The following is a 22,440-nucleotide window of genomic DNA, read 5'->3' as shown; positions in this document are numbered from 1 at the left end:
AAACCATGGGGCCAATGGTTTCCGGTTTCATTAGACCACTACACAGGCGCTTGCCGGACGCACCGACTGACACCTCTTCGATACGCCCATGAAGGCCTTCGCCGTTGTGACCGAACCGGAGAAAGGCCGGCTGACTGAGCAGGCTTTCCAGGTCCAGATCCGGGTACTCGCTGACCAACTCCACCCGGATCGCATACAAGGTGCTGATGCTTTCGACACCGTCAAACGCCAGGACCTTGAAATCGTTGCGCACAGAAGGGATCAGCAGTTCGAAATGCGCGGTATTGGCCGGCGCGAACATAGGCTTGTCCTTAAGCTGAGAGAAGCAGAGAGGAAATGAAACGCAGCATCCAAACCCTCGGTGGTCTGCATGCAAACAGTGCCGAGCACGCTAACAAGGAGGAAAAAGAGTTTATGTAGGAAGCTTCCTGATTTGCCGCACGAACCTTCCGGCACTACAGAATGTTATGTCTGCAAACGGCAGGCAGTGAGCACGACAACAGGCAGCTGCAGGCGCGCAGGCACTCACGGATCTCGCACTACGACCATGGGATTACAATCTGGGATATCGGCTTCCTTGCGCCAGAACAGGCAAAGGCAGCGAACCGAAAAAAGAACCCAGGACAAATGTCTCGAGCCTTCTCGGGTTTATGCGGTTTTGCGGAATACGAAAACCAGGCCGGCGACGATCAACATCCTGCGAGCAGGCTCGTCGTCTCCAGCCGGTTGCTTATTCGTTGGATGCAGGGCTCAGGCAAACAACCAATACCCCAACAACCCCAGCACCATTACCGCCAGCACCGGTCGCAATACACGGTAAGCCTCGGGGTAACGGCGCTTCCATCGTTTGACCACACCGCTGATTCTGTCGCTGGAGCACTTGCTCCAGGCGTACGCCTTATTGATCCCGCCGACACGCTCGTCATCAAGATTCTGCGGTGCCGTGGCGCGCCCAAGGAAGCCACTGACGAAACGGTTTATGCCGGTCATCATTCGGCTACTCAGTGGTCGCTCGATGTCGCAAAACAGGATGACCCGGGTCTGCTCGGTTTCGTTCTTGACCCAATGCACATAGGTCTCATCGAACATCACGTCCTCACCATCACGCCAGGCGTAAACCTGACCATCGACGAAAATGCGGCAATCTTCGGAGTTGGGGGTCGACAGACCCAGGTGATAACGCAACGAACCGGCGAATGGATCGCGATGCGGGTTGAGGTGACTGCCACCTGGTAGCAGCGCAAACATCGCGCCCTTCACGTTAGGAATCTTGCTGACAAGTTCCACTGTTTTCGGGCACAGGAGTTCCGCCGATGGCAGTGGTTTGTCATACCACTTGAGGTAGAAACGCTTCCAGCCCTTCTTGAAGAATGAACCGAATCCGGCGTCGTTGTTCTTCTCGGCAGCGCGGATGTAACCCTCATCGAACAGTTCCAACGCTTCGTCGCGTATGGTTTCCCAGTTGTCCTTGAGCACGTCCAGTTCAGGGAACCTGCTGCGGTCGAGGTAAGGTTTTGAAGGCACATTTGAAAACAGGTACATCAAGGCGTTGTAAGGTGCGAACAACGCCGAGTGGTTGACGAACTGACGCAGGACAGGCAACCGCGCCTTGCCACGTAAATGCACATATAGGGTACTGCCAATAAATAGCAGCAATAACGACGCCTTCGCGACGAAGGGTAGGTTCATCTACAACTCCTTGTTAACAATTCAGACTGCAACGCCATTTACCCGACGCTGCCCTTGGCATGATAAACATTGCCAATCACGGAAATAACCGCCTGACTCAACATTCAGTTTTAACAGTTACGCAACAAAGCCACTGTTAATAACACCAAGTACCTGAACGCCAGCTGATCTGAACCTCCTGCTGATGACGAGGGTTTCCCCTCACCATCAGGCCTGCACCAGCCCCTTACTGCTGATTCTCCTGCTCGGTGAACAGATCGCTGAACAGCATGCTGGAGAGATAACGTTCGCCTGAATCCGGCAAGATCACCACGATGGTCTTGCCCTGCATTTCCGGGGTTTCGGCTAAACGCACCGCCACCGCCATTGCTGCGCCACAAGAGATGCCGCACAAAATCCCTTCTTCCTGCATCAACCTCAGGGCCATCGCCTTGGACTCATCGTCGCTGACCAACTCAACGCGATCGACAATCGACAGATCAAGGTTCTTTGGTACAAAACCGGCACCGATGCCCTGGATCTTGTGCGGGCTCGGTTTGATCTCCTCTCCTGCCAACGCTTGAGTAATCACTGGGGAGACAATCGGTTCCACCGCCACCGAAAGAATCGGTTTGCCCTGGGTATTCTTGATATACCGCGAAACACCCGTGATGGTTCCGCCCGTTCCGACGCCTGCGACCAGCACGTCGACAGCACCATCGGTATCGTTCCAGATTTCGGGGCCCGTGGTCTTTTCGTGGATGGCCGGGTTGGCCGGGTTATCGAACTGAGCCGGCATGAAATACATGGACGGATCGCCAGCAACAATTTCACCCGCTTTCTCAATGGCGCCTTTCATGCCCTTGGCGGGCTCGGTCAGCACCAGTTCAGCTCCCAGAGCCTTGAGCACTTTGCGCCGTTCGATACTCATGGAGGCAGGCATGGTCAGCATCAATTTGTAACCACGGGCGGCAGCCACGAAGGCCAGGCCGATGCCGGTGTTTCCGGAAGTCGGCTCGACGATGGTCATGCCCGGCTTGAGTTTGCCACTGCTTTCAGCGTCCCAGATCATGTTCGCGCCGATCCGGCACTTGACTGAGTACCCCGGGTTACGACCTTCGATCTTGGCCAGGATAGTGACGCCACGCGGGGCGATCCGGTTGATTTGCACCAGCGGTGTATTGCCAATGGAATGGGCGTTGTCAGCGAAAATTCGGCTCATGGCTATGTCCTTGACTCATATCTGCAACATTAAAAACAGGGCATCAAGGTAAGCCTCTTGCCCGTAGGCGTCCAGTCAGGTCGAACGTCCTGTTGTCAGCGCAGTCAATGGCTTTACATCGCCAGAGATTTGCCATCATGAAACGTCGCTACAGCTGGCCCCTGTGGACCTTCGCGGCCCTCGTTGCGCTGCTGATTACCCTGCACTTCGCCCTGCCCTATCTGGTGCGCAACTACCTCAATGAAAAGCTGGCTGACATGGGTGATTACCGGGGGCAAATCGTCGACGTTGACCTGGCACTGTGGCGCGGCGCCTACAAAATCAACGGACTTAGAATCGTCAAGGTCAATGGCAAAGTACCGGTGCCCTTCGTCAATGCGCCGTTGATCGATCTTTCGGTCAGTTGGCATTCCCTGTGGTACGACCACGCGGTCGTTGCCCAAGTACAATTTTTTGACCCCGAAGTGAATTTCGTCGATGGCGGAGCCAACAAGAAAAACTCACAGACCGGTGAAGGCACTGACTGGCGAGCGCAATTGGGCAAATTACTGCCGATCACCCTGGATGAAGTACGGATTCATGACGGTCGACTCACTTTTCGAAATTTCAACTCCAAACCGCCGGTCAACATGAATGCCACGCAGGTCAACGCCAGCATCTTTAACCTGACCAACGTGGTCGACAAAGAAGGCAAGCGCGATGCGCGCTTCGAAGGCAAGGCGCTGCTGCTGGGGCACGCGCCGCTGGAAACCACGGCGACGTTCGATCCTTTGAGCAATTTCGAGGATTTCGAATTCCGGATGAGGGCCACGGATATCCAGCTCAAGCGCATGAACGACTTCGCTGCGGCCTACGGCAAGTTCGACTTCAACGCCGGGCATGGCGATGTGGTGATAGAAGCCAAGGCCGACAAAGGACGCCTTACCGGTTACATCAAGCCTTTGCTGCGCGATGTTGACGTATTCAATTGGCAACAGGACGTGGAAAACAAGGACAAAGGCCTGTTTCGCTCGATCTGGGAAGCTTTGGTCGGTGGTACCGAGACCGTTTTGAAAAACCAGGGCAAAAACCAGTTCGCCACGCGCGTCGAACTCAAAGGCAATGTGCATCAACAAAATATCAGTGCGTTCCAGGCGTTTTTACAGATTTTGCGCAATGGCTTCGTTCAGGCCTTCAATGCGCGGTACGAGCGACCGAAGCCGGAAGCGGGTTAAGGTTTACGCGTAACGACGTAGCGACCTGTTTTCTCCGCTGCCTGGGACTGCTTCATTTGCTGCTGCAGAAAATCCCAACCCAGACACGCCAAGGCCAGTGAACGTGGCACCGCTTCGCGACCGCTGCTGTAGCGGCTGATGCTGCGGGTGCTGACTCCCAGCGCTTCGGCGGCCTGATTGAGCGGCAGCCCGGTGCGGGCACGCCAATCTATAAAAATCCGAGTATTTTCGTCGGACGCATTTTGCGCGAGGGCATTCAGATACAAGGTGTCGGCGCCTATCTGGATATCCGGCTCCGGCCATTCGACGCACCAGCCGTCGTCACCGAGGGAGGCGGCCTCGAAAGCAGTTCCCTGCAATGGCTGCAAGCCGGGAAAAGCCTGCAAGTCATGGCTCAAATCCAGGGTCAGTTGCTGACCGTCGATGAAGGTCAGCGCCAGCCGGTAATCCGACAACGCCTGCACGGCCGACAAACGGGGTCGTTTCATGGGTAACATCGTTTCCATTCCTCCAGCAATTGCGTCTGATAGGCTCTGATCCACGCCAGCGCTTCCTTGATAATCAGCGGCGGTGCCTTGCCGACCATCACTTCGATGGTTTCCAGGCTGAGCATGACGTCCGGCCCGCCACCCGTCAGATGAACATGCGGCGGTGGATGATCCTTTTCGCGCAACTGAATGCGGTACGTATCGCGAAATCGATATTTAGTAGACATGCCCGGCAAGCTATCGCCAATATGGCGATAGCTCAATACTGGCTAGCCGCCGAGACTGAGTCAAGATGTGACGCCCCATTCAGAGACTGAATAAGCCGTCTGCGTTCACAGTCGACCGGGCACCGCGTTATAGTCGGCGCTGACCATTTTATTGCGCCCCGCCCTGCCTCGTTCAGGTCGGCGTTACCGTTCGAGGATTAGCAGATGAAGTTCGAAGGCACCCAGGCCTACGTCGCCACCGATGACCTGAAGCTGGCGGTCAACGCCGCCATCACCCTGGAGCGGCCATTGCTGGTCAAGGGCGAACCGGGCACCGGCAAGACCATGCTCGCCGAGCAACTGGCCGAATCCTTTGGTGCCAAGCTGATCACCTGGCACATCAAATCGACCACCAAGGCCCATCAAGGCCTGTACGAGTATGACGCGGTGAGCCGTCTGCGCGATTCGCAACTGGGCACGGAAAAAGTCCACGACGTTCGCAACTACCTGAAAAAGGGCAAGCTCTGGGAGGCTTTCGAGTCCGAAGAGCGTGTGATCCTGCTGATCGACGAAATCGACAAGGCCGACATCGAGTTCCCGAACGACCTGCTGCAAGAACTCGACAAGATGGAGTTCTACGTTTACGAGATCGACGAGACCATCAAGGCCAAGAAACGTCCGATCATCATCATTACCTCCAACAACGAGAAAGAGCTGCCGGACGCCTTCCTGCGCCGCTGCTTCTTCCACTACATCGCCTTCCCTGACCGCAACACCCTGCAAAAAATCGTCGACGTGCACTACCCGGACATCAAGAAGGACCTGGTCAGCGAAGCGCTGGACGTGTTCTTTGACGTGCGCAAGGTGCCAGGCCTGAAGAAAAAGCCGTCGACCTCCGAGCTCGTCGATTGGCTGAAGCTGCTGATGGCCGACAACATCGGCGAAGCGGTGCTGCGCGAACGTGATCCGACCAAGGCCATCCCGCCGCTGGCCGGTGCCTTGGTCAAGAACGAACAGGACGTGCAACTGCTGGAGCGTCTGGCGTTCATGAGCCGTCGCGGCAGTCGATAAGGGCCAACGCCATGTTGCTCAACCTGTTCAATGAAATGCGCGCAGCCAAGGTGCCGGTCTCGGTGCGTGAGCTGCTGGACCTGATCAACGCGCTGAAACAGCGCGTGACTTTCGCCGACATGGACGAGTTCTATTACCTGGCCAGGGCGATCCTGGTAAAGGACGAAAAGCATTTCGACAAGTTCGATCGCGCTTTCGGCGCCTACTTCAATGGTCTGGAAAAACTCGATGACCACTTGCAGGCGTTGATTCCAGAAGATTGGCTGCGCAAGGAATTCGAGCGCTCGCTGACCGACGAAGAGCGGGCGGCGATCCAGTCCCTCGGTGGCCTGGACAAACTGATCGAAGAGTTCAAGAAACGCCTGGAAGAACAGAAAGAACGCCATGCCGGCGGCAACAAGTGGATCGGCACTGGCGGCACCAGCCCGTTCGGCTCCGGCGGCTTCAACCCAGAAGGTATTCGGGTCGGTGATGCCGGCAAGCGCCAGGGTAAAGCGGTCAAGGTCTGGGACCAGCGCGAGTACAAGAACCTCGACGATTCGGTGGAACTGGGCACCCGCAACATCAAGGTCGCCCTGCGTCGCCTGCGCAAGTTCGCCCGTCAGGGCGCGGCGGAGGAACTGGACATCGATGGCACCATCGACCACACCGCAAAGGACGCCGGGTTGTTGAATATCCAGATGCGTCCGGAGCGACGCAACACGGTCAAATTGTTGCTGCTGTTCGACATCGGCGGCTCGATGGACGCGCACGTAAAAATCTGCGAAGAGCTGTTCTCGGCCTGCAAGACCGAGTTCAAGCATCTGGAGTACTTCTACTTCCACAACTTCATTTATGAATCGGTGTGGAAGAACAACATGCGTCGCACCTCCGAGCGCACTTCGACCATGGACCTGCTGCACAAGTATGGCGCCGACTACAAAGTGATCTTCATCGGTGACGCTGCCATGGCACCGTATGAAATCACCCAGCCGGGCGGCAGTGTCGAGCACTGGAACGAAGAAGCCGGTTACGTTTGGATGCAGCGGTTCAAGGAGAAGTACAAGAAGCTCATCTGGATCAATCCGTACCCGAAAGACACGTGGGGGTATACCTCGTCGACCAACATCGTACGGGATTTGATCGACGACCAGATGTATCCGCTGACCCTTCGGGGGTTGGAGGAAGGGATGCGGTTTTTGTCCAAGTAACACCTCTGTCCTGTAGGAGCTGGCTTGCCAGCGAAGGCGTCCGATCTGTCGCGACAAGGATCAAGATTGCTTTCGCCGGCAAGCCGGCTCCTACAGGGGGTCACCTGAACCGGTGCAGATATTCGACCTGTTCGCGATGCGCCACTTCCTGCACCACCGGCCGCAACCACACCTGCGCTCCCGGCAGATACTGCGCCAGCCGCGCCAGCGCCAACGGCGTCAACGCCCCCAATCGCGGATAACCGCCAATGGTCTGTCGATCATTGAGCAGCACAATCGGCTGACCGTCCGGTGGCACCTGAACAGCGCCCAACGGGATGCCTTCGGAAATCATCGGTTTTCCCTGGTACTGCAACGCCTTGCCCAACAGACGAATGCCCATCCGGTCGGCTCGGCTGTCGAGGGTCCAGGAAGTGTTGAAGGCATCGAACAGGCTTTGCCCGCTGAACTCGCCAATCTGAGCGCCAAGGACCAGATCCAAAGGCGTATCCAGAGTCAGATCGGGGCGCTGGTCGGCCGTCAGCTCGCGCAACAACATCAGCGAATTGCCCGCACTGCTCAAACTTGCGCCTTTGCTCAAGGCCCGCCCCATGCCATCCAGCCCGCCCAGTTCTTCACGGACCACCGTCGCACTGCTGCCCAACACCCTCGGTGCGTCAAACCCGCCGGGGGCGGCCAGATAGGCGCGAGCGCCGAGCAATGGCTGGGTGAACTGCAAACGCTGGCCTTTGTGCAAGCGGAAACTGCGCCAGGGTGCCAACACCTCGCCATCCACTTGTGCCCCCAGATCCGCCCCGGCCAGCGCCAGCACGCAATCGTCCTCGGCCACGACGGTGAAACCGCCGAGGGTGATTTCGATCACCGTCGCATCCAGTCCGTTACCCAGCATCCAGTTAGCCCACGACATCGAACGCCAATCAGCCGCGCCGCCCTGGGTCACGCCCAGATGCCGCACGCCGAATCGACCGGCATCTTGCAACAGACACAGCGGTGTACTCGCTTCAATTGTCAAACGGCTCATGCCAAGGCCTCCAACGGTGTGTCATCTCCGCCCAGATTGATGAACTCGGCATGGCCGATCGCTTCAAAGCGCACGGTGTCGCCCGGTCGCATCAGGCTGTATCCATCGCGATTTCGATCGAACAATTTCGCCGGGGTACGACCAATCAGGTTCCAGCCACCTGGCGATACCACTGGGTATGCGGCCGTCTGCCGTTCGGCGATGCCGACACTGCCGGCGGCGACTTTTTTGCGTGGCGTGTTCAAGCGCGGCGTGGCGAGCACTTCTTCCACCAGCCCCATAAAGGCAAATCCGGGCGCAAAACCCAGGGCGAACACCTGATATTCATGTGCGCTGTGACGGCGAATCACCTCCTCCACCGGAAGTCCGCTGCGCTGCGCCAGAAGGTCCAACTCAGGGCCCACGCTCAAGTCGTACCACACCGGCAACACATGGCAGGTGCCGCGAGTGCGCGCGTTGGGCGACAGATCGATTAACGCTTGGGCAATCAATTCCCGCGCTTGATCCGGGCTCAAGGCAGTCAGGTCGTAATGCACCATCAATGTCGTATAGGACGGCACCAGATCGATCAGATGATCAGCGAACGCCGCACGCAGACTTTCGCTGGCGGCGAGCATCCATGGCATGTTGGCTTCGGCGATCTCATCGAACAGACGCACCATCAGGCAATCGAGGGCGACGATTTCTACCCGTATTTTCATGATGTGTGCTGCCGGTTCAGCGCTTCACGGATGCGTTGCACGGCGGCGACCGAATGGGCATTGTCGCCGTGCACGCAGAGGGTGTTGGCTTGCAGATGCAAAGGGCTACCGTCATTGGCGGTGAGGTCGTCGCCACGGGCAATGATCAGCGCCTGTTCGATGATTTCCTCCGGGTCGTGATGCACGGCCCCCGGCGTTTGTCGCGCCACCAACCTGCCGGCGCTATCGTAGGCGCGGTCAGCAAAGGCTTCGAACCACAGGGTCACACCGCACTCATCGCCCAACTGCTGGGCGGCGCTGTTGTCTCTGGTCGCCATCAGCATCAGCGGCAGGTTGCGGTCATAGGACGCTACCGCTTGCAGCACCGCACGCAACTGCGCCGGATTGGCCATCATGTCGTTGTACATCGCGCCGTGAGGTTTTACGTAGCTTACCCGCCCGCCCTGGGCACGGCAGATGCCATCGAGGGCGCCGATCTGGTAATGCACAATGTCTTGTAGTTCCTGGGTGGCATAGGCCATGGAACGTCGCCCGAAACCAACCAGATCCTGATAGGCCGGATGCGCGCCGATCTGCACGCCGTGGCTGAGAGCCAGGCTGACGGTCTTGCGCATGATGCTCGGGTCGCCGGCATGGAAACCGCAAGCGATGTTGGCGCAATCGATGAAGGGCATGACCTCGGCGTCCAGACCCATGGTCCAGCTGCCGAAGCTCTCGCCGATATCGCAGTTCAATAGCAGGCGGCTCACAATGAACACTCCTGTAGGCTTTATTCTTTTTAGCTGCGGGACATTTCTGAGCCCGCAGGTTATCAGTTACTGCGCATCCAGTTGTTTACCACGGGTTTCCGGCAGGCTCAGGGCCGCGAGGATTACCACGCCGTAGGACACTGCCGCAAAGGCACCGATGCCTACACTCAGCGGAACTGTCTGGCTGAGCAGGCCGATCAGCAGCGGAAACAACGCCGCCAGCGCACGGCCGATGTTGTAGCAAAAACCCTGGCCCGAACCGCGAATGCGTGTAGGGAACAACTCGGTCAGAAACGCGCCCATGCCGCTGAAAATCCCCGAGGCGAAGAAACCCAACGGGAAGCCCAGCCACAGCATCACGCCGTTGCTGACCGGCAGTTGCGTGTACAGCAGGACGATGGTGAAGGAGCCGACCGCGAACAGGATGAAGTTCTTTTTTCGTCCGAGGATGTCAGTCAAATAAGCGCTGATAACGTAGCCAACGTAGGATCCAATGATCACCATCGCCAGATAACCGCCGGTGCCGAGTACGCTCAGACCGCGTTCATTCTTCAGAAAAGTCGGCAGCCAGGAAGTGATGGCGTAGTAGCCGCCCAATGCACCGGTGGTCAGCAACGAAGCGCGAAACGTGGTGAAGAGCATGCCGGGAGCAAAGATCTCGTAGAACTTCGACGGATTGCTCGGTTCCTGTTTAGCCTTGGCTTCACGGTAAATTTCCGGATCCTTGACCAACCGGCGAACGAAAATCACGAAAATCGCCGGCACGATGCCAAGGATGAACAGTGCGCGCCAGGCGTCTTCCGGCGGCAGTACCGAGAACAGCAAGGCATACAGAATCGCCGTCAGCCCCCAGCCCAGAGCCCAACCGGATTGCACCATGCCGACAGCCTTGCCACGGTCCTGGGCACGAATCACTTCGCCGATCAGCACCGCGCCGGCCGTCCATTCGCCGCCGAAACCGAAGCCCATCAGGGTCCGTGCAATCAACAGTTGTTCATAGCTCTGGGCAAAGCCGCAGAGGAAGGTGAAAAACGCAAACCACAGCACAGTCAGTTGCAGGGTGCGAACGCGACCGATGCGGTCGGAGAGAATCCCCGCCACCCAGCCACCGATGGCCGAGGCAATCAGGGTGCTGGTATGAATCAGCCCGGCCTGCCCGGTGGTAATGCCCCACATCGCAATCAGGGTTGGCACCACGAAGCTGAGCATCTGCGTGTCCATGCCATCGAGGCCATAGCCGATCTTGCAGCTCCAGAAGGTGCGACGTTCCTGCTGATTGATGTTGCGATACCAGTCGAAAGGTCCCGGCCGGGCCGTTGCTTTCGGGATGGCAGTGGTGTCGGGCGCACTCATGGCAAATCTCCGCGCTGATTTTATTGGTATTGTTCTGAGCCCCGACGACGCCTATCGTGGGAACCGGATGCGTCGATTTTTGGACGCGCGCCCCTGCGGCGTCCAACTAATAAAAACCCGCCTTAGCCATAAGAAATTCTTATCCGATGAATCTGAAGTTTCTCGAGACCTTTGTCTGGGTCGCCCGGCTCAAGAGTTTTCGCCTGACGGCCGACAAGCTCTTCACTACCCAGGCGTCGATTTCCAGCCGTATTGCCGTGCTGGAAAGCGAGTTGGGGGTGAAGTTGTTTCTGCGCGATTCGCGCGGCGTCAGCCTGACGCCCGAAGGCTTGAAAGTGCTCGATTACGCCGAGCAGATGATGGACACCATGCAGGCGCTGAAACAGTCGATCGAAACCCGTTCGAGCAAGGCCGGGCGCGTGCGCATCGGCGTGATGGACACGGTGATCCATACCTGGCTCAGCCCGTTGGTAGCGCAGATGACCGATCACTATCCACGGGTGGAAATCGAGTTGGTGGCCGATACCTCGCTTAACCTCTGCGATCAGCTGCAAAAAGGCTTTCTGGATGTGATCCTGCAAACTGATTTGCTGCGCCATGAAAGCGTGCGCAGCCTGGAACTGGCGAGTCACCCGATGGGCTGGATCGTCGCCAGCAATTCCATCTACAACCGCGAGTATTCTGGCATCGCCGACCTGGCCAATGAGCGGATCATTACCTATTCGAAAAACTCCCATCCGCATCAGGAAGTGCTCGCGCTGATGCAGGCCGCCGGCGTGTTGGCGCCACGGCTGAACTGCGTGAATTCGGTGTCGGCGATTACCCGCTTGTTGCGCGACGGTTTTGGCATCGGCGCCTTGCCGCCGGTGCTGGTGGCCGAGGAACTGGCGCGAGGCGAACTGACCTTGCTCGACATCGATCAACGACCACCGAACTTGCAAGTGGTGGTGTCGTGGCGGGTGGGCGTGGAGTGGGTCGAGGAAATTGTGGCGTTGTGTCAGCAGGTGCTGGAGGGGTATGCGCGGAAGGTGGGTGAGGGCTACATCGTTTTAAATCGCTGAAGATCAAAAGATCTCAGCCTTCGGCAGCTCCTACAGATGAGCGCGCTGCCGAAGGCTGCGATCTTTTCTTACAAACCGCGCAAATCCCGCTCTTCAATCGGCCGGCTCTGGCGCAGACGCTTGCCGCCCAGCACCACCCAGTCGATCAGACGGAACAGGCACTCGATCCCGAACGACAACAGCAACGCGCCGCTCATGCCCCAGATCATCGCCTCCGGAGTCAGCAAGATCTGATAGCTGTAGCCATTCCAGGTTTCCTTGCGAATGTCCGGATCGGCGGCCAGCACCACTTGCAGGAAGCGGATGTACCACGGGCCCTGCATCGCCTGGAACTGCTTGTCCAGCGCCACCTGACGGGTCAGCAGGTTGTTCAGACTGTCGGCATCGCTGCGAAAGATCGGGTCTTCGCTGGCGCGGTAATGAGCCACCAAAGCCTGCATGTCGCCCTTGAAAAACTGGTTGGCAGTGCCCTGAAATCCACTCAACCCGGCCTGGGCCTCAATCAGGTGCGCCTCGACCCGTTTGGCGTAATCGTTGATGAACCCCGGCACCTGGACACCGATCAACAGGCCTGCTGCGAACAACACCAGCCGTAGGTAACTGAGCAACATGGGGAACAATCCTTAGGAAGTCTGGCCCTGACTGACGCATTCACCGCGTCGCCACAGGCTCCATTGACCCGGTTCGTAACGGGTCCAGGTTTCGTTTTCGGTCAACGGTTCGGTAGCGATCACGGTGACCACATCATTGGGTGTTGTTTCGGCCTGAAAATCGACGATCACATCGACATCTTTCAAGCGCGCCGGGCCGAAAGGTGCACGTCGGGTAATCTGCGCCAGTTTGGTCGAGCAATAGCAGAACAGCCAGTCGCCATCACTGAGCAAGCAGTTGAACACACCTTTGCTGCGGTATTCAGCGCACGCTGCTACCAGGTCCGGCAGCAGCTCTTCCACATCGACCGGATCAGGGAACGCCGCACGCACGCGGTTAAGCAAATCACAGAACGCCGACTCGCTGTCGGTATCGCCGACGGGGCGGTAGAAACTGGTAGTCGGCTGAAAATCTGCCAGTTGGCCGTTATGTGCGAAACACCAGTTGCGTCCCCACAGTTCACGGACGAACGGATGGGTGTTGGACAGGCAGACCTTACCGACGTTGGCCTGGCGGATATGCCCGATCACCACTTCGCTCTTGATCGGATAGCGTTGCACCAGGTTGGCGACTTCCGACTCGCAGCTCGCCGCCGGATCCTGGAAAAGCCGCAGCCCGCGACCTTCATAGAAAGCGATACCCCAGCCATCGCGGTGCGGGCCGGTGCGTCCGCCGCGCTGCATCAGCCCGGTGAAGCTGAACACGATATCGGTCGGGACATTGGCGCTCATGCCCAATAACTCACACATGTTCGGGACTCTCGCTCAATGGCAGGGCAAGGTTATAGACGGGGTTCGACGCGCATCCGCTGGGGATTGCTCGGTACAGGTGGACGACCGTAGCGATCATCGCCGGCACCGCCGAACGGATGATCCTCTTCTGGCTCGTCGGCCCGAGCAGCGGCCCTGGCGGCGGCAGACTGTTCTTTGCGAGCGTTGGAAGCACGCTCGATGGGGAAGCGGATCGCTACCATCACCAGATAAAGGCCGAAGGCGATCATGCCGTACATGAACAGATCGGAAATCGCCCGCCACGCGTTGTTGCCGACCTTGAACAGCAGGTCCAGAGCCGTAATGGCGATGGCCGGCGCGACTTTATCCTTCACCGGGTCGATGATGGTCGGGCTGAACAACAGCACCGCCATCAGCAGCCGCAGCGGTTCACGCAGCCAACGCCACATCCAGTGGGTAATGCGCATCCACACCAACAGGCAGCCCAAAGCGGCGAAGGCGTAGAGGCCCCAAGCGATCAGATAGTCGTTCTCGGTCATGGTGTCCATGGCAAGGCAGGCAAAGAGGCGCTTATGATAACGGCTTTTCGTCCGTCAGGCTCCTTCATGTAGGTTGCCAACCCCTATTCAGTACACTTTTCGAGAGCCCTTCATGCCCACATCCGCCAACATTTGCGACGCCCCGATCGCCCACAAGGCTGAAGGCCCCGACCCGTACGCCTGGCTGCAAGAACGCGACACCGAGGCCGTGCTCGACTACCTCAAGGCTGAAAACAGCTATCAGCAAGCACAAACCGCCGATCAGGCCGGGTTGCGCGAAACGCTGTTCGAGGAAATCAAGGGGCGGATTCTCGAGACGGACTTATCCCTTCCTTCGCCTTGGGGGCCGTATCTGTATTACACCCGCACCACGGCGGGCGACGAATATGCCCGGCACTACCGTTGCCCGCGTCCGGTCGATGACAGCCTGACCCTCGACGAAAACCAGGAACAACTGCTCCTGGACCCGAACGAGCTCGCCAACGGCGGCTTCTTTTCGCTTGGCGCGTTCAGCATCAGCCCGGACCATCAGCGTCTTGCGTACAGCATCGACTCCACGGGCGATGAGATTTACACGCTGTTCGTGAAGGAATTATCCAACGGGCGTGTCAGCGAACTGGAATTCCAGGATTGCGACGGCAGCATGACCTGGGCCAACGACAGCCTGACGCTGTTTTTCGGCGAACTGGACGACACGCACCGCCCACACAAACTGTACCGCTATCGTCTGGACGGCACGGCAGCCGAAGAAGTGTTCCATGAGGCTGACGGCCGTTTCTTCATGCATTGCTATCGCTCGAGTTCCGAACAGCAATTGCTGCTGTCCCTGGGCAGCAAGACCACCAGCGAAGTCTGGGTACTCGATGCCAACCAGCCTCAGCAAACCTTTACCTGCATCGCGCCCCGGGTCGAGGACCATGAGTATGACGTCGACCACGGTGCGCTTGACGGACAGTGGACCTGGTTCATACGTACCAACCGCGACGGCATCAACTTCGCCCTGTACACCGCGGTCGATACCGGCGGTGCGCCGTTCGAGGCCGACTGGCAAAACCTGATTGCCCATAGGGACGCCGTGATGATCGACGGGGTAAGCCTGAACACTGGCGCCATGACCTTGAGCCTGCGGATCGGCGGCCTGCCGGTCATTGAAGTTCACCCGCAAGGTCTGTCGCCTTATCGCGTGCAATTACCGGACGCTGCCTACAGCCTGCACGTACAAAACAGCCTGGAATTCGCCAGCGAGCGCATTCGCCTGCGTTATGAAGCACTGAACCGCCCGGCGCAGATCCGTCAGCTGGACCTGGCCTGCGGCGAGCAGACAGTGCTCAAGCAAACCCCGGTGCTCGGCCCGTTCGATGCCGACGCCTATGTCAGCCAGCGTCTGTGGGCCACCGCGCCGGACGGTACGCAAGTGCCGATCAGTCTGGTGGTCAGGCGTCAAGACCTTGGTAAACCTGTGCCGCTGTACCTCTACGGCTATGGCGCCTACGGCGAAAGCCTCGATCCATGGTTCTCCCACGCACGCCTGAGCCTGCTGGATCGCGGCATGGCGTTTGCCATAGCGCACGTGCGCGGCGGCGGCGAACTGGGGGAAGCCTGGTATCGAGCCGGCAAACAGGAGCACAAGCACAACACGTTCAGCGATTTCATTGCCTGCGCCGAACACCTGATCACCAAAGGCTTCACCACCGCGCCACAACTGGCGATCAGCGGCGGCAGCGCCGGCGGTCTGCTGATCGGCGCCGTACTCAACCAGCGGCCTGAGTTGTTTGGCGCGGCCATTGCCGAAGTGCCGTTCGTCGACGTACTCAACACCATGCTCGACCCGGATCTGCCATTGACCGTGACGGAATACGACGAGTGGGGCAATCCCGAAGCGCCGGATGTCTATGATCGGATCAAGGCCTACGCCCCGTACGAAAACGTCACCGCGCAAGCCTATCCGGCGACGCTGGTCATCGCCGGCTACAACGACAGTCGCGTTCAATACTGGGAAGCGGCCAAATGGGTGGCGAAATTGCGCGCGACCAAAACCGATAGCAGTCCCCTGCTGCTTAAAACCGAACTCGGCGCCGGGCACGGCGGGATGAGCGGGCGATATCAGGGATTGCGTGACGTAGCGCTCGAATACGCATTTTTGTTCAACGTTTTGGGTATCGCCTGAGGAACCTGGTGCGCTGTGTCGGTCTTAATTCAGCACACCAGGTGCCGATACAACACAAAAGCCAATGCAGGAGCGAACCTGCTCGCTCCTGCATTGGCTGCTCCCCCCCGGAACCATCGACATAACAAAAAGACCGTGACGACATGTCAGAACCCACTCTACTGAATAACGAAATTCGCGACTGGCTGATGGACTGCGGCCTGTTCAATCAACTGCTGCCAGCAGACTTTGCCGCTGCATCGGGCTATTTCAGCATCAGCACCATTGCCCAGGGCGAACAGATTTTCCAGGAGGGCGATGCCGGCAGCTTCATGTGCATCATCCACACCGGCCAGGTCGCGGTGCAGAAAACCACCGCTGACGGGCAACGAGTAACCATCGCTACATTGCGCAGCGGTCGCTCGTTCGGCGAAATGGCCGTCCTCGACGGCGAACGGCGCTCGGCCAGCTGCGTGGCGGCGAGCAATTGTCAGCTGCTCAACCTGGGTAAGGATTCGCTGGAAAAGATGCTCAACGACGCACCGAAAATCGCTGCCAAGATCATCCGCGCCCTCGCCGTTTCCCTCTCAAAACGCTTGCGTATGGCCGATGGGCAATTGCTTTCCCAGCAGGTCTAACCACCCGGTGGCTTGGGTTTCGGTGGATTAGACTCCAGTCCAGGCAGTGGCTGGTCCTTGGCCGGGGGGCTCGGCTTGTTGATGGGCACCAACGGTGGACCGCTGCTACCCGGGCCGACTCTGGGCAATGGCGCAGGGCTGATTTGCGGATACGGCGTGGGTGTTGCGGTGCCAGGTGAACCGGGCATCGCGGCGGGACTGATGGGCATGGTCTGCAACGGTTGGGCCTGCACTGCAGTTATCGCGAGCGCGGTCAGGGCAATGGCCGTTAGAATGGTGCGCTTCATCAATGACTCCGTTGGCCTTGTTGTCATGAACAGGCTACTCCCAACTGCGTCTGTTTGCCCCCCCGAGTTCTGCCAATTTTCTTCAAGTGAGCCCCATGAAACGTTTCGTTCTGCTCGACACCACCCCCATTCCTGAAAACGGCGGTGCCCTGTGCCTGTTCGAATACGGCGAGGATTTCGTCATCAAGATCCAGGGTGGTGACGGCGGGCAATTGATGAACACCCGCATGCACGGCTCCGAAGATGCCCTGGCCGAGATCCCTTGCCGCAAGGTCGCCGGCCGGCCCAATTCGCGCGTGTTGATCGGTGGACTGGGCATGGGCTTTACCCTCGCCTCGGCGCTCAAGCACCTGGGCAAGAGCGCCGAAGTGGTCGTCGCTGAGCTGGTGCCCGGCGTCGTGGAGTGGAACCGAGGCCCATTGGGCGAGAAAGCCGGTAAACCGCTTGAAGACCCACGCACCGTGATTCGCCTGGAAGACGTGGCCAAGGTCCTGCAAGCCGAGCCGCAGGGCTTCGATGCGATCATGCTCGATGTCGATAACGGCCCCGAAGGCCTGACCCAGAAAGCCAATAGCTGGCTGTACTCCGCCGGCGGTCTGAGCGCCTGCGCCAAAGCCCTGCGACCAAAAGGCGTGCTGGCGGTCTGGTCGGCCAGCGCGGACCGGCAATTTTCCGACAAACTGAAAAAAGCCGGGTTCAAGGCCGAAGAGATGCAAGTCTTCGCGCACGGCAACAAAGGCACCCGCCACACGATCTGGATTGCCGAGAAGCTCAAGGGCTGAGCTAAACTGGCTGCATAACCGTCATTAGTCTTTCTACAAAGGTGAACCCATGAGTTCGTCCACCCCAACCAACACGTCGAAACTGGACCGCATCCTCGCCGACAACCAGCGCGACAAGGAAATGGGATACCGCGACAAGGCCCTGAAAATGTACCCGCACGTGTGCGGCCGCTGTGCCCGTGAGTTTTCCGGCAAGCGTCTGAGCGAACTGACCGTGCACCACCGTGACCACAACCACGACAACAACCCGCAGGACGGATCGAACTGGGAGCTGTTGTGTTTGTACTGCCACGACAACGAACACTCCCGGTATACCGACCAGCAGTATTTCGGCGAAGGTTCGCTGAGCACACCGAAAATCGCCAAGGCGACGCATAACCCGTTTGCGGCGCTGGCGGGCCTGATGAAGAAAGAAGAGTAAATCCAGCGCCTCGGCGGACCTGTTCGCTAGCAAACCCGCGCCCACAGGGAGCCTGTGTTGAACTGAAATCCATGTCTAGTCCTGAAATAGGTTTACACCTGTTTCAGTCTCAAAACGCCCGATGCACCGCATCGGGCGTTTTGTATTTCAAGGCCAGATGTGGCCGCTCCGCGTTGTAGATCAGCACCGATTCATCAACCATTCTCACCGCGTCGGCCAGGTTCTTGGGGCGATGCAGCAAAAACTCCGTCTTCAAAATCCCGTTTATTCGCTCCGCCATCGCGTTCTGATAGCAGTCATAGCCATCGGTCATCGAACAAATGACCCCGTGCTTGGTGTGAAAACGCTGATAAAGGTCGGAGCAATACTGCGCCCCACGGTCTGAGTGATGAACCAGCGGCTGCTTGGTTTTCCTTCCTCCTACAGCCTTCTTCAGCGCTTTGAGCACCGACTCTGTATGCAAGCTCTCATGCACATGATGTCCCACTATTTTGCGCGAGTAGGCGTCGGTGATCAGGCTCAGATAAGCAACGCTCTCCTGGGTAGGCAGATAGGTTATATCCGCAACCCAAACTTGCTCAGGAGCACAGGCAATGATTTGCTGCGGGCCTGCCTTGAGTAGGTTTGGATGGCGGCGAAATCGATGATGGCTGTGGGTGGTCTTGTGGTATGCCCGCTTGCGAGGGACCAATTCTCGCGCTTCTCGCAGGATGCTGAACAGGCGATCGCGCCCCACCCGCAGACTCGTTTCTGCTTCGGCATGCAGCATATAATGCAGCTTGCGTGTTCCCAGCCTTGGCTGGCGCCGCCGCTTTTCCAAGACGAAATCCACGACCTTTTGATCGTCGCCAGCCTTCGCATCAAACGCTCGGTTGCGCTTGTAATAAGCCTGACGTGAAATGCCCATGAACAGGCAAGCCCTGCTGATACTCAGGTCTTTGACTTGCCCTTGCGCGAGGACTTGCCGGGTCGCTTTTTTACGATGGATACACCGTAGTCGTTCTTCAAGACGTTTACGACAGCCTCGAAAAACTGAGCCTTTTGATTGCTCAGTTCAAGCTGTTCTTCAAGCTCTTTGATCCGCTGCTCGGGTGACAGCGGTACCGTGGACTCGGCCATGGAACTCTTCCTCAGCACTCGAATAGACGCGCCTTGGCTCCAATCCTGCCGACCATGCTTGCGTAACCACACCAACACCGTTGACCGACCCTGGATGCCATAGCGCCGTTGAGCCTCTTTATAACTCAACTCGCCCTTTTCGACCTGATCGACCACCGACAATTTAAAAGCCAGCGTGTAATCGCGCTGACTGCGCCTTTTCCCCGAATCCATTGCTCCCTCCTGAAAATAGGTCAGAAGGTGTAAACCTTATTCAGGACGGGACAAGGCGTACAAAAAAGCCCCTCCAGATCAAAATTCTGGAGAGGCTTTTTTTGACAGCTGAAGGCTGATAATGAGTGGTGTCCCAGGGCAGGTTCGAACTGCCAACCTTCCCCTTAGGAGTTTGAAGGTTACCATATATATTAAAGTATACCTCCCTCAACGAAGCTACACAGATCCTTGCTTTCAATCTAAAATCATCTGAATGGGGTTACACGAAAATAGACCAAATTAGACCTAAACCGTAACCCCAGTGTAACCCCCAACTGGAGGGCGCGGCATGGCTGACGAAGTACGCATCACGTTCGGTAAAGACAGGCTAGTGAGGCTACCAACGCCTGAGGCTGGCAAACGCAAGGTTTATCACGACACAAAAGCTCAAGGTTTGCAGCTCCGTGTTTCAGCAACCGGAAGCAAGACGTTTTCTGTGTATCGTCGGATAAAAGGAGGACAGCCAGAACGCATAACATTGGGAAGTTTCCCGGCTATGACCGTAGAGCAGGCGCGAAAATCCGCAGCTGCGATCAATGCGGAGATTGAGGCAGGGGGCAGCCCAGCCAAGGCACGCCGTGCGATTCGTGGCGAGCCGACATTCATTGAAGTGTTCAACCGCTACCTTATCGAAAAGAAGAAACGCAACGGCACGCACCTGACCGAGAAAACCAAGGTCAACTATGCCGATGTATTGCGCATTTACCTGAGCACAATCAAAAACAAAAAGCTCAGCCAGATCACCCGCTCCGAGCTGAAATCTATTCACACCAAGGCATCGATGAAGAGCCACGCCCAAGCTGATCGGGCCGTAAGGCTTGTTTCCGCGGTGTTTAGCTTCGCCATCGACTTAGAGCTATTCGACAAACTCAACCCAGCAAGCCGCATTCAGAAAAACGAAGCCGTCGAGCGCGACCGCTTTGCCCTTCCGCACGAACTGCCCCATCTGCTGACCGCGATGAGAGCCTCCACGCTGCATGACTATTTTTTGCTGTCGCTGCTAACTGGAGCCCGCCGTTCAAATTTACAAGAAATGGCTTGGCGCGATATTGACCTAGAGGCAGGCGTCTGGCGCATTGGCATTACTAAGAACGGTACACCACAGAACGTCACCCTCTCACCCGAGGCAGTCAGCATCCTGAGATCACGCAGGCTTAACGTCGGCACATCGCAATTCGTGTTCCCCAGCACCGGTAAGACCGGCCATTTGGTAGAGCCAAAAACAGCTTGGGCAACGATTCTTCGACGCGCTACCACCTACCGCATCCTTGAACTGTTAGAAACTGAAAACAAACTCAGCGAAGTCGAGCGCCAGCACGCCAACAAGCTCTTGGCCGAGGCTCCATTCACTGCAGAGACGCATTACCGCGCTATCGCCAGTACTCAGCATATAGACCCAGCCATCTACGACATGACTGACCTGCGCATTCATGACCTGCGCCGCACCTTAGGTAGCTGGCAGGCCAAGACTGGCGCTTCCATGGCGATCATCGGCAAAAGCCTTAACCACAAGAGCTTGGAGTCGACGCGCATCTATGCCCGTCTCGACCTCGACCCGGTGCGCCAGTCCGTCAATACCGCGACTCATGCCATGCTCGAAGCCGCCGGCCTGAAGCAAGCAGCTACGGTTACAGTGCTGCCAACCCGTTGCTCAACAACAAAACGCTAGAGCGGGAGGGTCGCGGAATGTCGTCATTCGCTCTGCTGATCGATAAGTACTTTCCGGGCGACAGCATGGTGCCGAGCCTGGTGGCGTTTGCTGACCTCGATGACGTTAACAGGGCCTACGTCACCCGACTCGCTCAGTATTTTTGGTTTTTCCGTTTCCAAGCGCCACATCCGAAACTGAGAGCTCACGAACGCAATCCGGAGTGGGTTTGGCGAACCTTGGAGTGCTGCAAGGAATGGGGCTGTCCAACTCCGTGCTGGGCACTGGATTATGTGACAAACATCGGTCTGCGCCGTGGTCGCTGTCGCTGGCCCACCAAGGCGGACAAACGCCGGGCAGCGGCATTCTTGGAGGCTATTGAGAAGTCTGCCATTCCTGATGAAAGCCGCACATATGACATCCCTTGGGGGGAGCGCCCTAGGCTGACCCAACAGGAACGGCAACGAGCCAAAACGCGGATAGCCGATGAACAAGGCGCCCGCACATCGGAGGAAACCTCAATGCGATTATTAGGCGCCGTTGAAATTCATTGGGTTGAATGGATGAACCTCCGTTAGCCTGACTCTTCGCAGGACAACCACAAATCGGCCCAAAAATGATTCTGTTTGGGCCAACTTTTTTCTGCGCATTCCTCAATCATGACTCCATCACGCCCTCCAAGACGTGACCATAAAATTGAACACGGAGCCATGCCATGACCAAAGCCATTACCCCAGACTTTCATAACATCACCGAGATCTCGTTCGAAGACATGGTCAACATGTACCGCGAAGATATTTCCAAATCGCTGGGCTACGACCCCATTGCTCCCCCCGTCCTGATCGATGACAAACAGGCAGCCCATGTGCTGGATGTCAGCCCCAATACCCTGTCGATCTGGCGTTCGCTGGGACGTTACAACATCCCCTTCGTCAAGTCGGGCCGACTGGTTCGCTACCGGGTCGACGACCTCGCCAGGTTCCTCGCCCGCCGCACCGTGACCCATACCGGAAAAATCGTCTGATTTGTGCGCCGCACAACCCCAATCGTCACTGCGTGGGGCACCCTCTGCTCACCGGGTATTGCGCCCCACGGGAGTTCCGACATGTATTGGTTTACTACATTCCAACTCAAACTCGATAGCGCCCTGAAAAACCGCCTGGAGTTGGTCAAGCGGATAAGAGCCGCAGCCAAGGCCCCTGCCGGGCTCGGTTGTGGAGTGACACAGCCAACCTGGCCCGAGGATGCGCCAATGCAGCTGTCTGATTTCAAAGGGCTACGT

Annotated in this window: 24 protein-coding genes and 1 pseudogene; 11 read left to right on the top strand and 14 right to left on the bottom strand. The window is 57.7% G+C overall.

The features are described 5' to 3' along the window. Window positions 1–43: 43 nt before the first annotated feature. The 3 genes and pseudogenes from AD668_RS28625 to cysK form a co-directional block, all read right to left on the bottom strand. Window positions 44–301, bottom strand: a pseudogene (locus tag AD668_RS28625) (type VI secretion system tip protein VgrG); the annotation flags it as partial. Window positions 302–750: 449 nt separating this feature from the next. Then, complete coding sequence (locus tag AD668_RS07210) at window positions 751–1,689, bottom strand: aspartyl/asparaginyl beta-hydroxylase domain-containing protein (protein WP_053156265.1); 939 nt, start codon at window positions 1,687–1,689, stop codon at window positions 751–753. 226 nt (window positions 1,690–1,915) lie between these two features. After that, window positions 1,916–2,890, bottom strand: coding sequence for a cysteine synthase A (gene cysK / locus AD668_RS07205; protein ID WP_053156261.1), 975 nt, complete (start codon window positions 2,888–2,890; stop codon window positions 1,916–1,918). A gap of 137 nt (window positions 2,891–3,027) precedes the next feature. Between cysK and AD668_RS07200 the strand changes: the two genes are divergently transcribed. Beyond that, a complete protein-coding gene (locus tag AD668_RS07200; protein WP_053156258.1) occupies window positions 3,028–4,104 on the top strand; it encodes a DUF748 domain-containing protein in 1,077 nt (358 codons plus the stop codon). Here AD668_RS07200 and AD668_RS07195 read toward each other — a convergent pair. Together AD668_RS07195 and AD668_RS07190 are read right to left on the bottom strand one after the other, a co-directional pair. Next, window positions 4,101–4,601 (bottom strand): DUF2442 domain-containing protein, encoded by a 501-nt coding sequence (locus AD668_RS07195; protein ID WP_053156255.1) that lies wholly within the window; start codon window positions 4,599–4,601, stop codon window positions 4,101–4,103. The genes AD668_RS07200 and AD668_RS07195 overlap by 4 nt on opposite strands. Further along, window positions 4,589–4,819: a DUF4160 domain-containing protein gene (locus tag AD668_RS07190; protein WP_053156252.1), complete on the bottom strand. Its 231-nt coding sequence runs from the start codon at window positions 4,817–4,819 to the stop codon at window positions 4,589–4,591. The genes AD668_RS07195 and AD668_RS07190 overlap by 13 nt, the downstream gene beginning before the upstream one ends. A 204-nt stretch (window positions 4,820–5,023) precedes the next feature. On the opposite strand from AD668_RS07190, the gene AD668_RS07185 reads away from it, so the two are divergent. Further along, complete coding sequence (locus AD668_RS07185; RefSeq protein WP_053156248.1) at window positions 5,024–5,869, top strand: MoxR family ATPase; 846 nt, start codon at window positions 5,024–5,026, stop codon at window positions 5,867–5,869. An 11-nt stretch (window positions 5,870–5,880) separates the two neighbouring features. Beyond that, the gene (locus AD668_RS07180; protein ID WP_053156245.1) at window positions 5,881–7,059 is read left to right on the top strand and encodes a VWA domain-containing protein; all 1,179 of its coding nucleotides are present in this window, start codon (window positions 5,881–5,883) and stop codon (window positions 7,057–7,059) included. 100 nt (window positions 7,060–7,159) lie between these two features. On the opposite strand, the gene AD668_RS07175 is transcribed toward AD668_RS07180, so the two are convergent. From AD668_RS07175 to AD668_RS07160, 4 genes are all read right to left on the bottom strand, one after another. Continuing rightward, window positions 7,160–8,080 carry a biotin-dependent carboxyltransferase family protein gene (locus tag AD668_RS07175; RefSeq protein ID WP_053156242.1) on the bottom strand — a complete coding sequence of 307 codons (921 nt, stop codon included), beginning with the start codon at window positions 8,078–8,080 and terminating at the stop codon, window positions 7,160–7,162. Beyond that, entirely contained in the window at window positions 8,077–8,781 is a 705-nt protein-coding gene (pxpB, locus tag AD668_RS07170; protein ID WP_053156239.1) for a 5-oxoprolinase subunit PxpB, read from the bottom strand. Before pxpB ends, AD668_RS07175 begins: the two co-directional genes overlap by 4 nt. Continuing rightward, window positions 8,778–9,530, bottom strand: coding sequence for a 5-oxoprolinase subunit PxpA (locus tag AD668_RS07165; protein WP_053156237.1), 753 nt, complete (start codon window positions 9,528–9,530; stop codon window positions 8,778–8,780). Before AD668_RS07165 ends, pxpB begins: the two co-directional genes overlap by 4 nt. 66 nt (window positions 9,531–9,596) lie before the next feature. After that, window positions 9,597–10,883, bottom strand: coding sequence for an MFS transporter (locus tag AD668_RS07160; RefSeq protein ID WP_053156234.1), 1,287 nt, complete (start codon window positions 10,881–10,883; stop codon window positions 9,597–9,599). A gap of 146 nt (window positions 10,884–11,029) precedes the next feature. Between AD668_RS07160 and AD668_RS07155 the strand changes: the two genes are divergently transcribed. Further along, window positions 11,030–11,944: a LysR family transcriptional regulator gene (locus AD668_RS07155; protein WP_053156231.1), complete on the top strand. Its 915-nt coding sequence runs from the start codon at window positions 11,030–11,032 to the stop codon at window positions 11,942–11,944. Window positions 11,945–12,012: 68 nt separating this feature from the next. Here AD668_RS07155 and AD668_RS07150 read toward each other — a convergent pair whose 3' ends face one another. The 3 genes from AD668_RS07150 to AD668_RS07140 are packed head-to-tail and all read right to left on the bottom strand — an operon-like array spanning window position 12,013 to window position 13,874. Further along, window positions 12,013–12,555, bottom strand: a complete 543-nt coding sequence (locus AD668_RS07150) for a DUF2937 family protein (protein WP_053156228.1) — start codon at window positions 12,553–12,555, stop codon at window positions 12,013–12,015. Window positions 12,556–12,567: 12 nt separating this feature from the next. After that, a complete protein-coding gene (locus AD668_RS07145; protein WP_053156224.1) occupies window positions 12,568–13,344 on the bottom strand; it encodes a class II glutamine amidotransferase in 777 nt (258 codons plus the stop codon). 32 nt (window positions 13,345–13,376) lie between these two features. Continuing rightward, window positions 13,377–13,874 carry a hypothetical protein gene (locus AD668_RS07140; protein ID WP_053156221.1) on the bottom strand — a complete coding sequence of 166 codons (498 nt, stop codon included), beginning with the start codon at window positions 13,872–13,874 and terminating at the stop codon, window positions 13,377–13,379. Between the two features lie 103 nt (window positions 13,875–13,977). On the opposite strand from AD668_RS07140, the gene AD668_RS07135 reads away from it, so the two are divergent. Beyond that, the gene (locus AD668_RS07135) at window positions 13,978–16,032 is read left to right on the top strand and encodes a S9 family peptidase (RefSeq protein ID WP_053156218.1); all 2,055 of its coding nucleotides are present in this window, start codon (window positions 13,978–13,980) and stop codon (window positions 16,030–16,032) included. A gap of 143 nt (window positions 16,033–16,175) precedes the next feature. Next, entirely contained in the window at window positions 16,176–16,649 is a 474-nt protein-coding gene (locus AD668_RS07130) for a cyclic nucleotide-binding domain-containing protein (RefSeq protein WP_053156214.1), read from the top strand. Here the strand turns inward: AD668_RS07130 and AD668_RS07125 are convergent. After that, the gene (locus tag AD668_RS07125) at window positions 16,646–16,936 is read right to left on the bottom strand and encodes a hypothetical protein (protein ID WP_053156211.1); all 291 of its coding nucleotides are present in this window, start codon (window positions 16,934–16,936) and stop codon (window positions 16,646–16,648) included. The genes AD668_RS07130 and AD668_RS07125 overlap by 4 nt on opposite strands. Window positions 16,937–17,031: 95 nt before the next feature. Here AD668_RS07125 and AD668_RS07120 point away from each other — a divergent pair, with 95 nt between their 5' ends. Together AD668_RS07120 and AD668_RS07115 are read left to right on the top strand one after the other, a co-directional pair. Continuing rightward, a complete protein-coding gene (locus tag AD668_RS07120) occupies window positions 17,032–17,718 on the top strand; it encodes a spermidine synthase (RefSeq protein ID WP_053156208.1) in 687 nt (228 codons plus the stop codon). Window positions 17,719–17,767: 49 nt separating this feature from the next. Further along, complete coding sequence (locus AD668_RS07115) at window positions 17,768–18,139, top strand: YajD family HNH nuclease (protein WP_053156205.1); 372 nt, start codon at window positions 17,768–17,770, stop codon at window positions 18,137–18,139. Window positions 18,140–18,248: 109 nt separating this feature from the next. Here AD668_RS07115 and AD668_RS07110 read toward each other — a convergent pair. Then, window positions 18,249–19,471 (bottom strand): IS3 family transposase gene (locus tag AD668_RS07110; RefSeq protein WP_172681774.1). Its coding sequence is split into 2 segments (ribosomal slippage): window positions 18,249–19,120 and window positions 19,120–19,471, totalling 1,224 coding nucleotides; the frame shifts between segments, so codons are not numbered across the junction. Window positions 19,472–19,799: 328 nt separating this feature from the next. Here AD668_RS07110 and AD668_RS07100 point away from each other — a divergent pair. The 3 genes from AD668_RS07100 to AD668_RS07090 all read left to right on the top strand — a co-directional run bounded on the left by AD668_RS07100 (window position 19,800) and on the right by AD668_RS07090 (window position 22,182). Beyond that, window positions 19,800–21,179: a tyrosine-type recombinase/integrase gene (locus tag AD668_RS07100; RefSeq protein ID WP_053156202.1), complete on the top strand. Its 1,380-nt coding sequence runs from the start codon at window positions 19,800–19,802 to the stop codon at window positions 21,177–21,179. Between the two features lie 17 nt (window positions 21,180–21,196). Further along, complete coding sequence (locus AD668_RS07095) at window positions 21,197–21,736, top strand: hypothetical protein (protein WP_053156199.1); 540 nt, start codon at window positions 21,197–21,199, stop codon at window positions 21,734–21,736. Window positions 21,737–21,873: 137 nt separating this feature from the next. Continuing rightward, window positions 21,874–22,182, top strand: coding sequence for a helix-turn-helix domain-containing protein (locus tag AD668_RS07090; RefSeq protein ID WP_256220584.1), 309 nt, complete (start codon window positions 21,874–21,876; stop codon window positions 22,180–22,182). Window positions 22,183–22,440 lie beyond the last annotated feature (258 nt).

It is taken from the genome of Pseudomonas sp. P1.8, assembly GCF_001269805.1.
Classification (GTDB): domain Bacteria; phylum Pseudomonadota; class Gammaproteobacteria; order Pseudomonadales; family Pseudomonadaceae; genus Aquipseudomonas.
Note: the sequence above shows the minus strand (reverse complement) of the source record. Positions and strands in the feature narration are given on the sequence as shown.

Bases quoted from the DNA above. Each gene is read 5' to 3' on its own strand.
- AD668_RS07100 (WP_053156202.1), top strand. From the start codon at position 19,800: ATGGCTGACGAAGTACGCATCACGTTCGGTAAAGACAGGCTAGTGAGG.
- cysK (WP_053156261.1), bottom strand. From the start codon at position 2,890: ATGAGCCGAATTTTCGCTGACAACGCCCATTCCATTGGCAATACACCG.
- AD668_RS07185 (WP_053156248.1), top strand. From the start codon at position 5,024: ATGAAGTTCGAAGGCACCCAGGCCTACGTCGCCACCGATGACCTGAAG.
- AD668_RS07160 (WP_053156234.1), bottom strand. From the start codon at position 10,883: ATGAGTGCGCCCGACACCACTGCCATCCCGAAAGCAACGGCCCGGCCG.
- pxpB (WP_053156239.1), bottom strand. From the start codon at position 8,781: ATGAAAATACGGGTAGAAATCGTCGCCCTCGATTGCCTGATGGTGCGT.
- AD668_RS07090 (WP_256220584.1), top strand. From the start codon at position 21,874: ATGACCAAAGCCATTACCCCAGACTTTCATAACATCACCGAGATCTCG.
- AD668_RS07155 (WP_053156231.1), top strand. From the start codon at position 11,030: ATGAATCTGAAGTTTCTCGAGACCTTTGTCTGGGTCGCCCGGCTCAAG.
- AD668_RS07130 (WP_053156214.1), top strand. From the start codon at position 16,176: ATGTCAGAACCCACTCTACTGAATAACGAAATTCGCGACTGGCTGATG.
- AD668_RS07210 (WP_053156265.1), bottom strand. From the start codon at position 1,689: ATGAACCTACCCTTCGTCGCGAAGGCGTCGTTATTGCTGCTATTTATT.
- AD668_RS07140 (WP_053156221.1), bottom strand. From the start codon at position 13,874: ATGGACACCATGACCGAGAACGACTATCTGATCGCTTGGGGCCTCTAC.
- AD668_RS07150 (WP_053156228.1), bottom strand. From the start codon at position 12,555: ATGTTGCTCAGTTACCTACGGCTGGTGTTGTTCGCAGCAGGCCTGTTG.
- AD668_RS07190 (WP_053156252.1), bottom strand. From the start codon at position 4,819: ATGTCTACTAAATATCGATTTCGCGATACGTACCGCATTCAGTTGCGC.
- AD668_RS07145 (WP_053156224.1), bottom strand. From the start codon at position 13,344: ATGTGTGAGTTATTGGGCATGAGCGCCAATGTCCCGACCGATATCGTG.
- AD668_RS07195 (WP_053156255.1), bottom strand. From the start codon at position 4,601: ATGTTACCCATGAAACGACCCCGTTTGTCGGCCGTGCAGGCGTTGTCG.
- AD668_RS07180 (WP_053156245.1), top strand. From the start codon at position 5,881: ATGTTGCTCAACCTGTTCAATGAAATGCGCGCAGCCAAGGTGCCGGTC.
- AD668_RS07095 (WP_053156199.1), top strand. From the start codon at position 21,197: ATGTCGTCATTCGCTCTGCTGATCGATAAGTACTTTCCGGGCGACAGC.
- AD668_RS07115 (WP_053156205.1), top strand. From the start codon at position 17,768: ATGAGTTCGTCCACCCCAACCAACACGTCGAAACTGGACCGCATCCTC.
- AD668_RS07135 (WP_053156218.1), top strand. From the start codon at position 13,978: ATGCCCACATCCGCCAACATTTGCGACGCCCCGATCGCCCACAAGGCT.
- AD668_RS07120 (WP_053156208.1), top strand. From the start codon at position 17,032: ATGAAACGTTTCGTTCTGCTCGACACCACCCCCATTCCTGAAAACGGC.
- AD668_RS07125 (WP_053156211.1), bottom strand. From the start codon at position 16,936: ATGAAGCGCACCATTCTAACGGCCATTGCCCTGACCGCGCTCGCGATA.
- AD668_RS07175 (WP_053156242.1), bottom strand. From the start codon at position 8,080: ATGAGCCGTTTGACAATTGAAGCGAGTACACCGCTGTGTCTGTTGCAA.
- AD668_RS07200 (WP_053156258.1), top strand. From the start codon at position 3,028: ATGAAACGTCGCTACAGCTGGCCCCTGTGGACCTTCGCGGCCCTCGTT.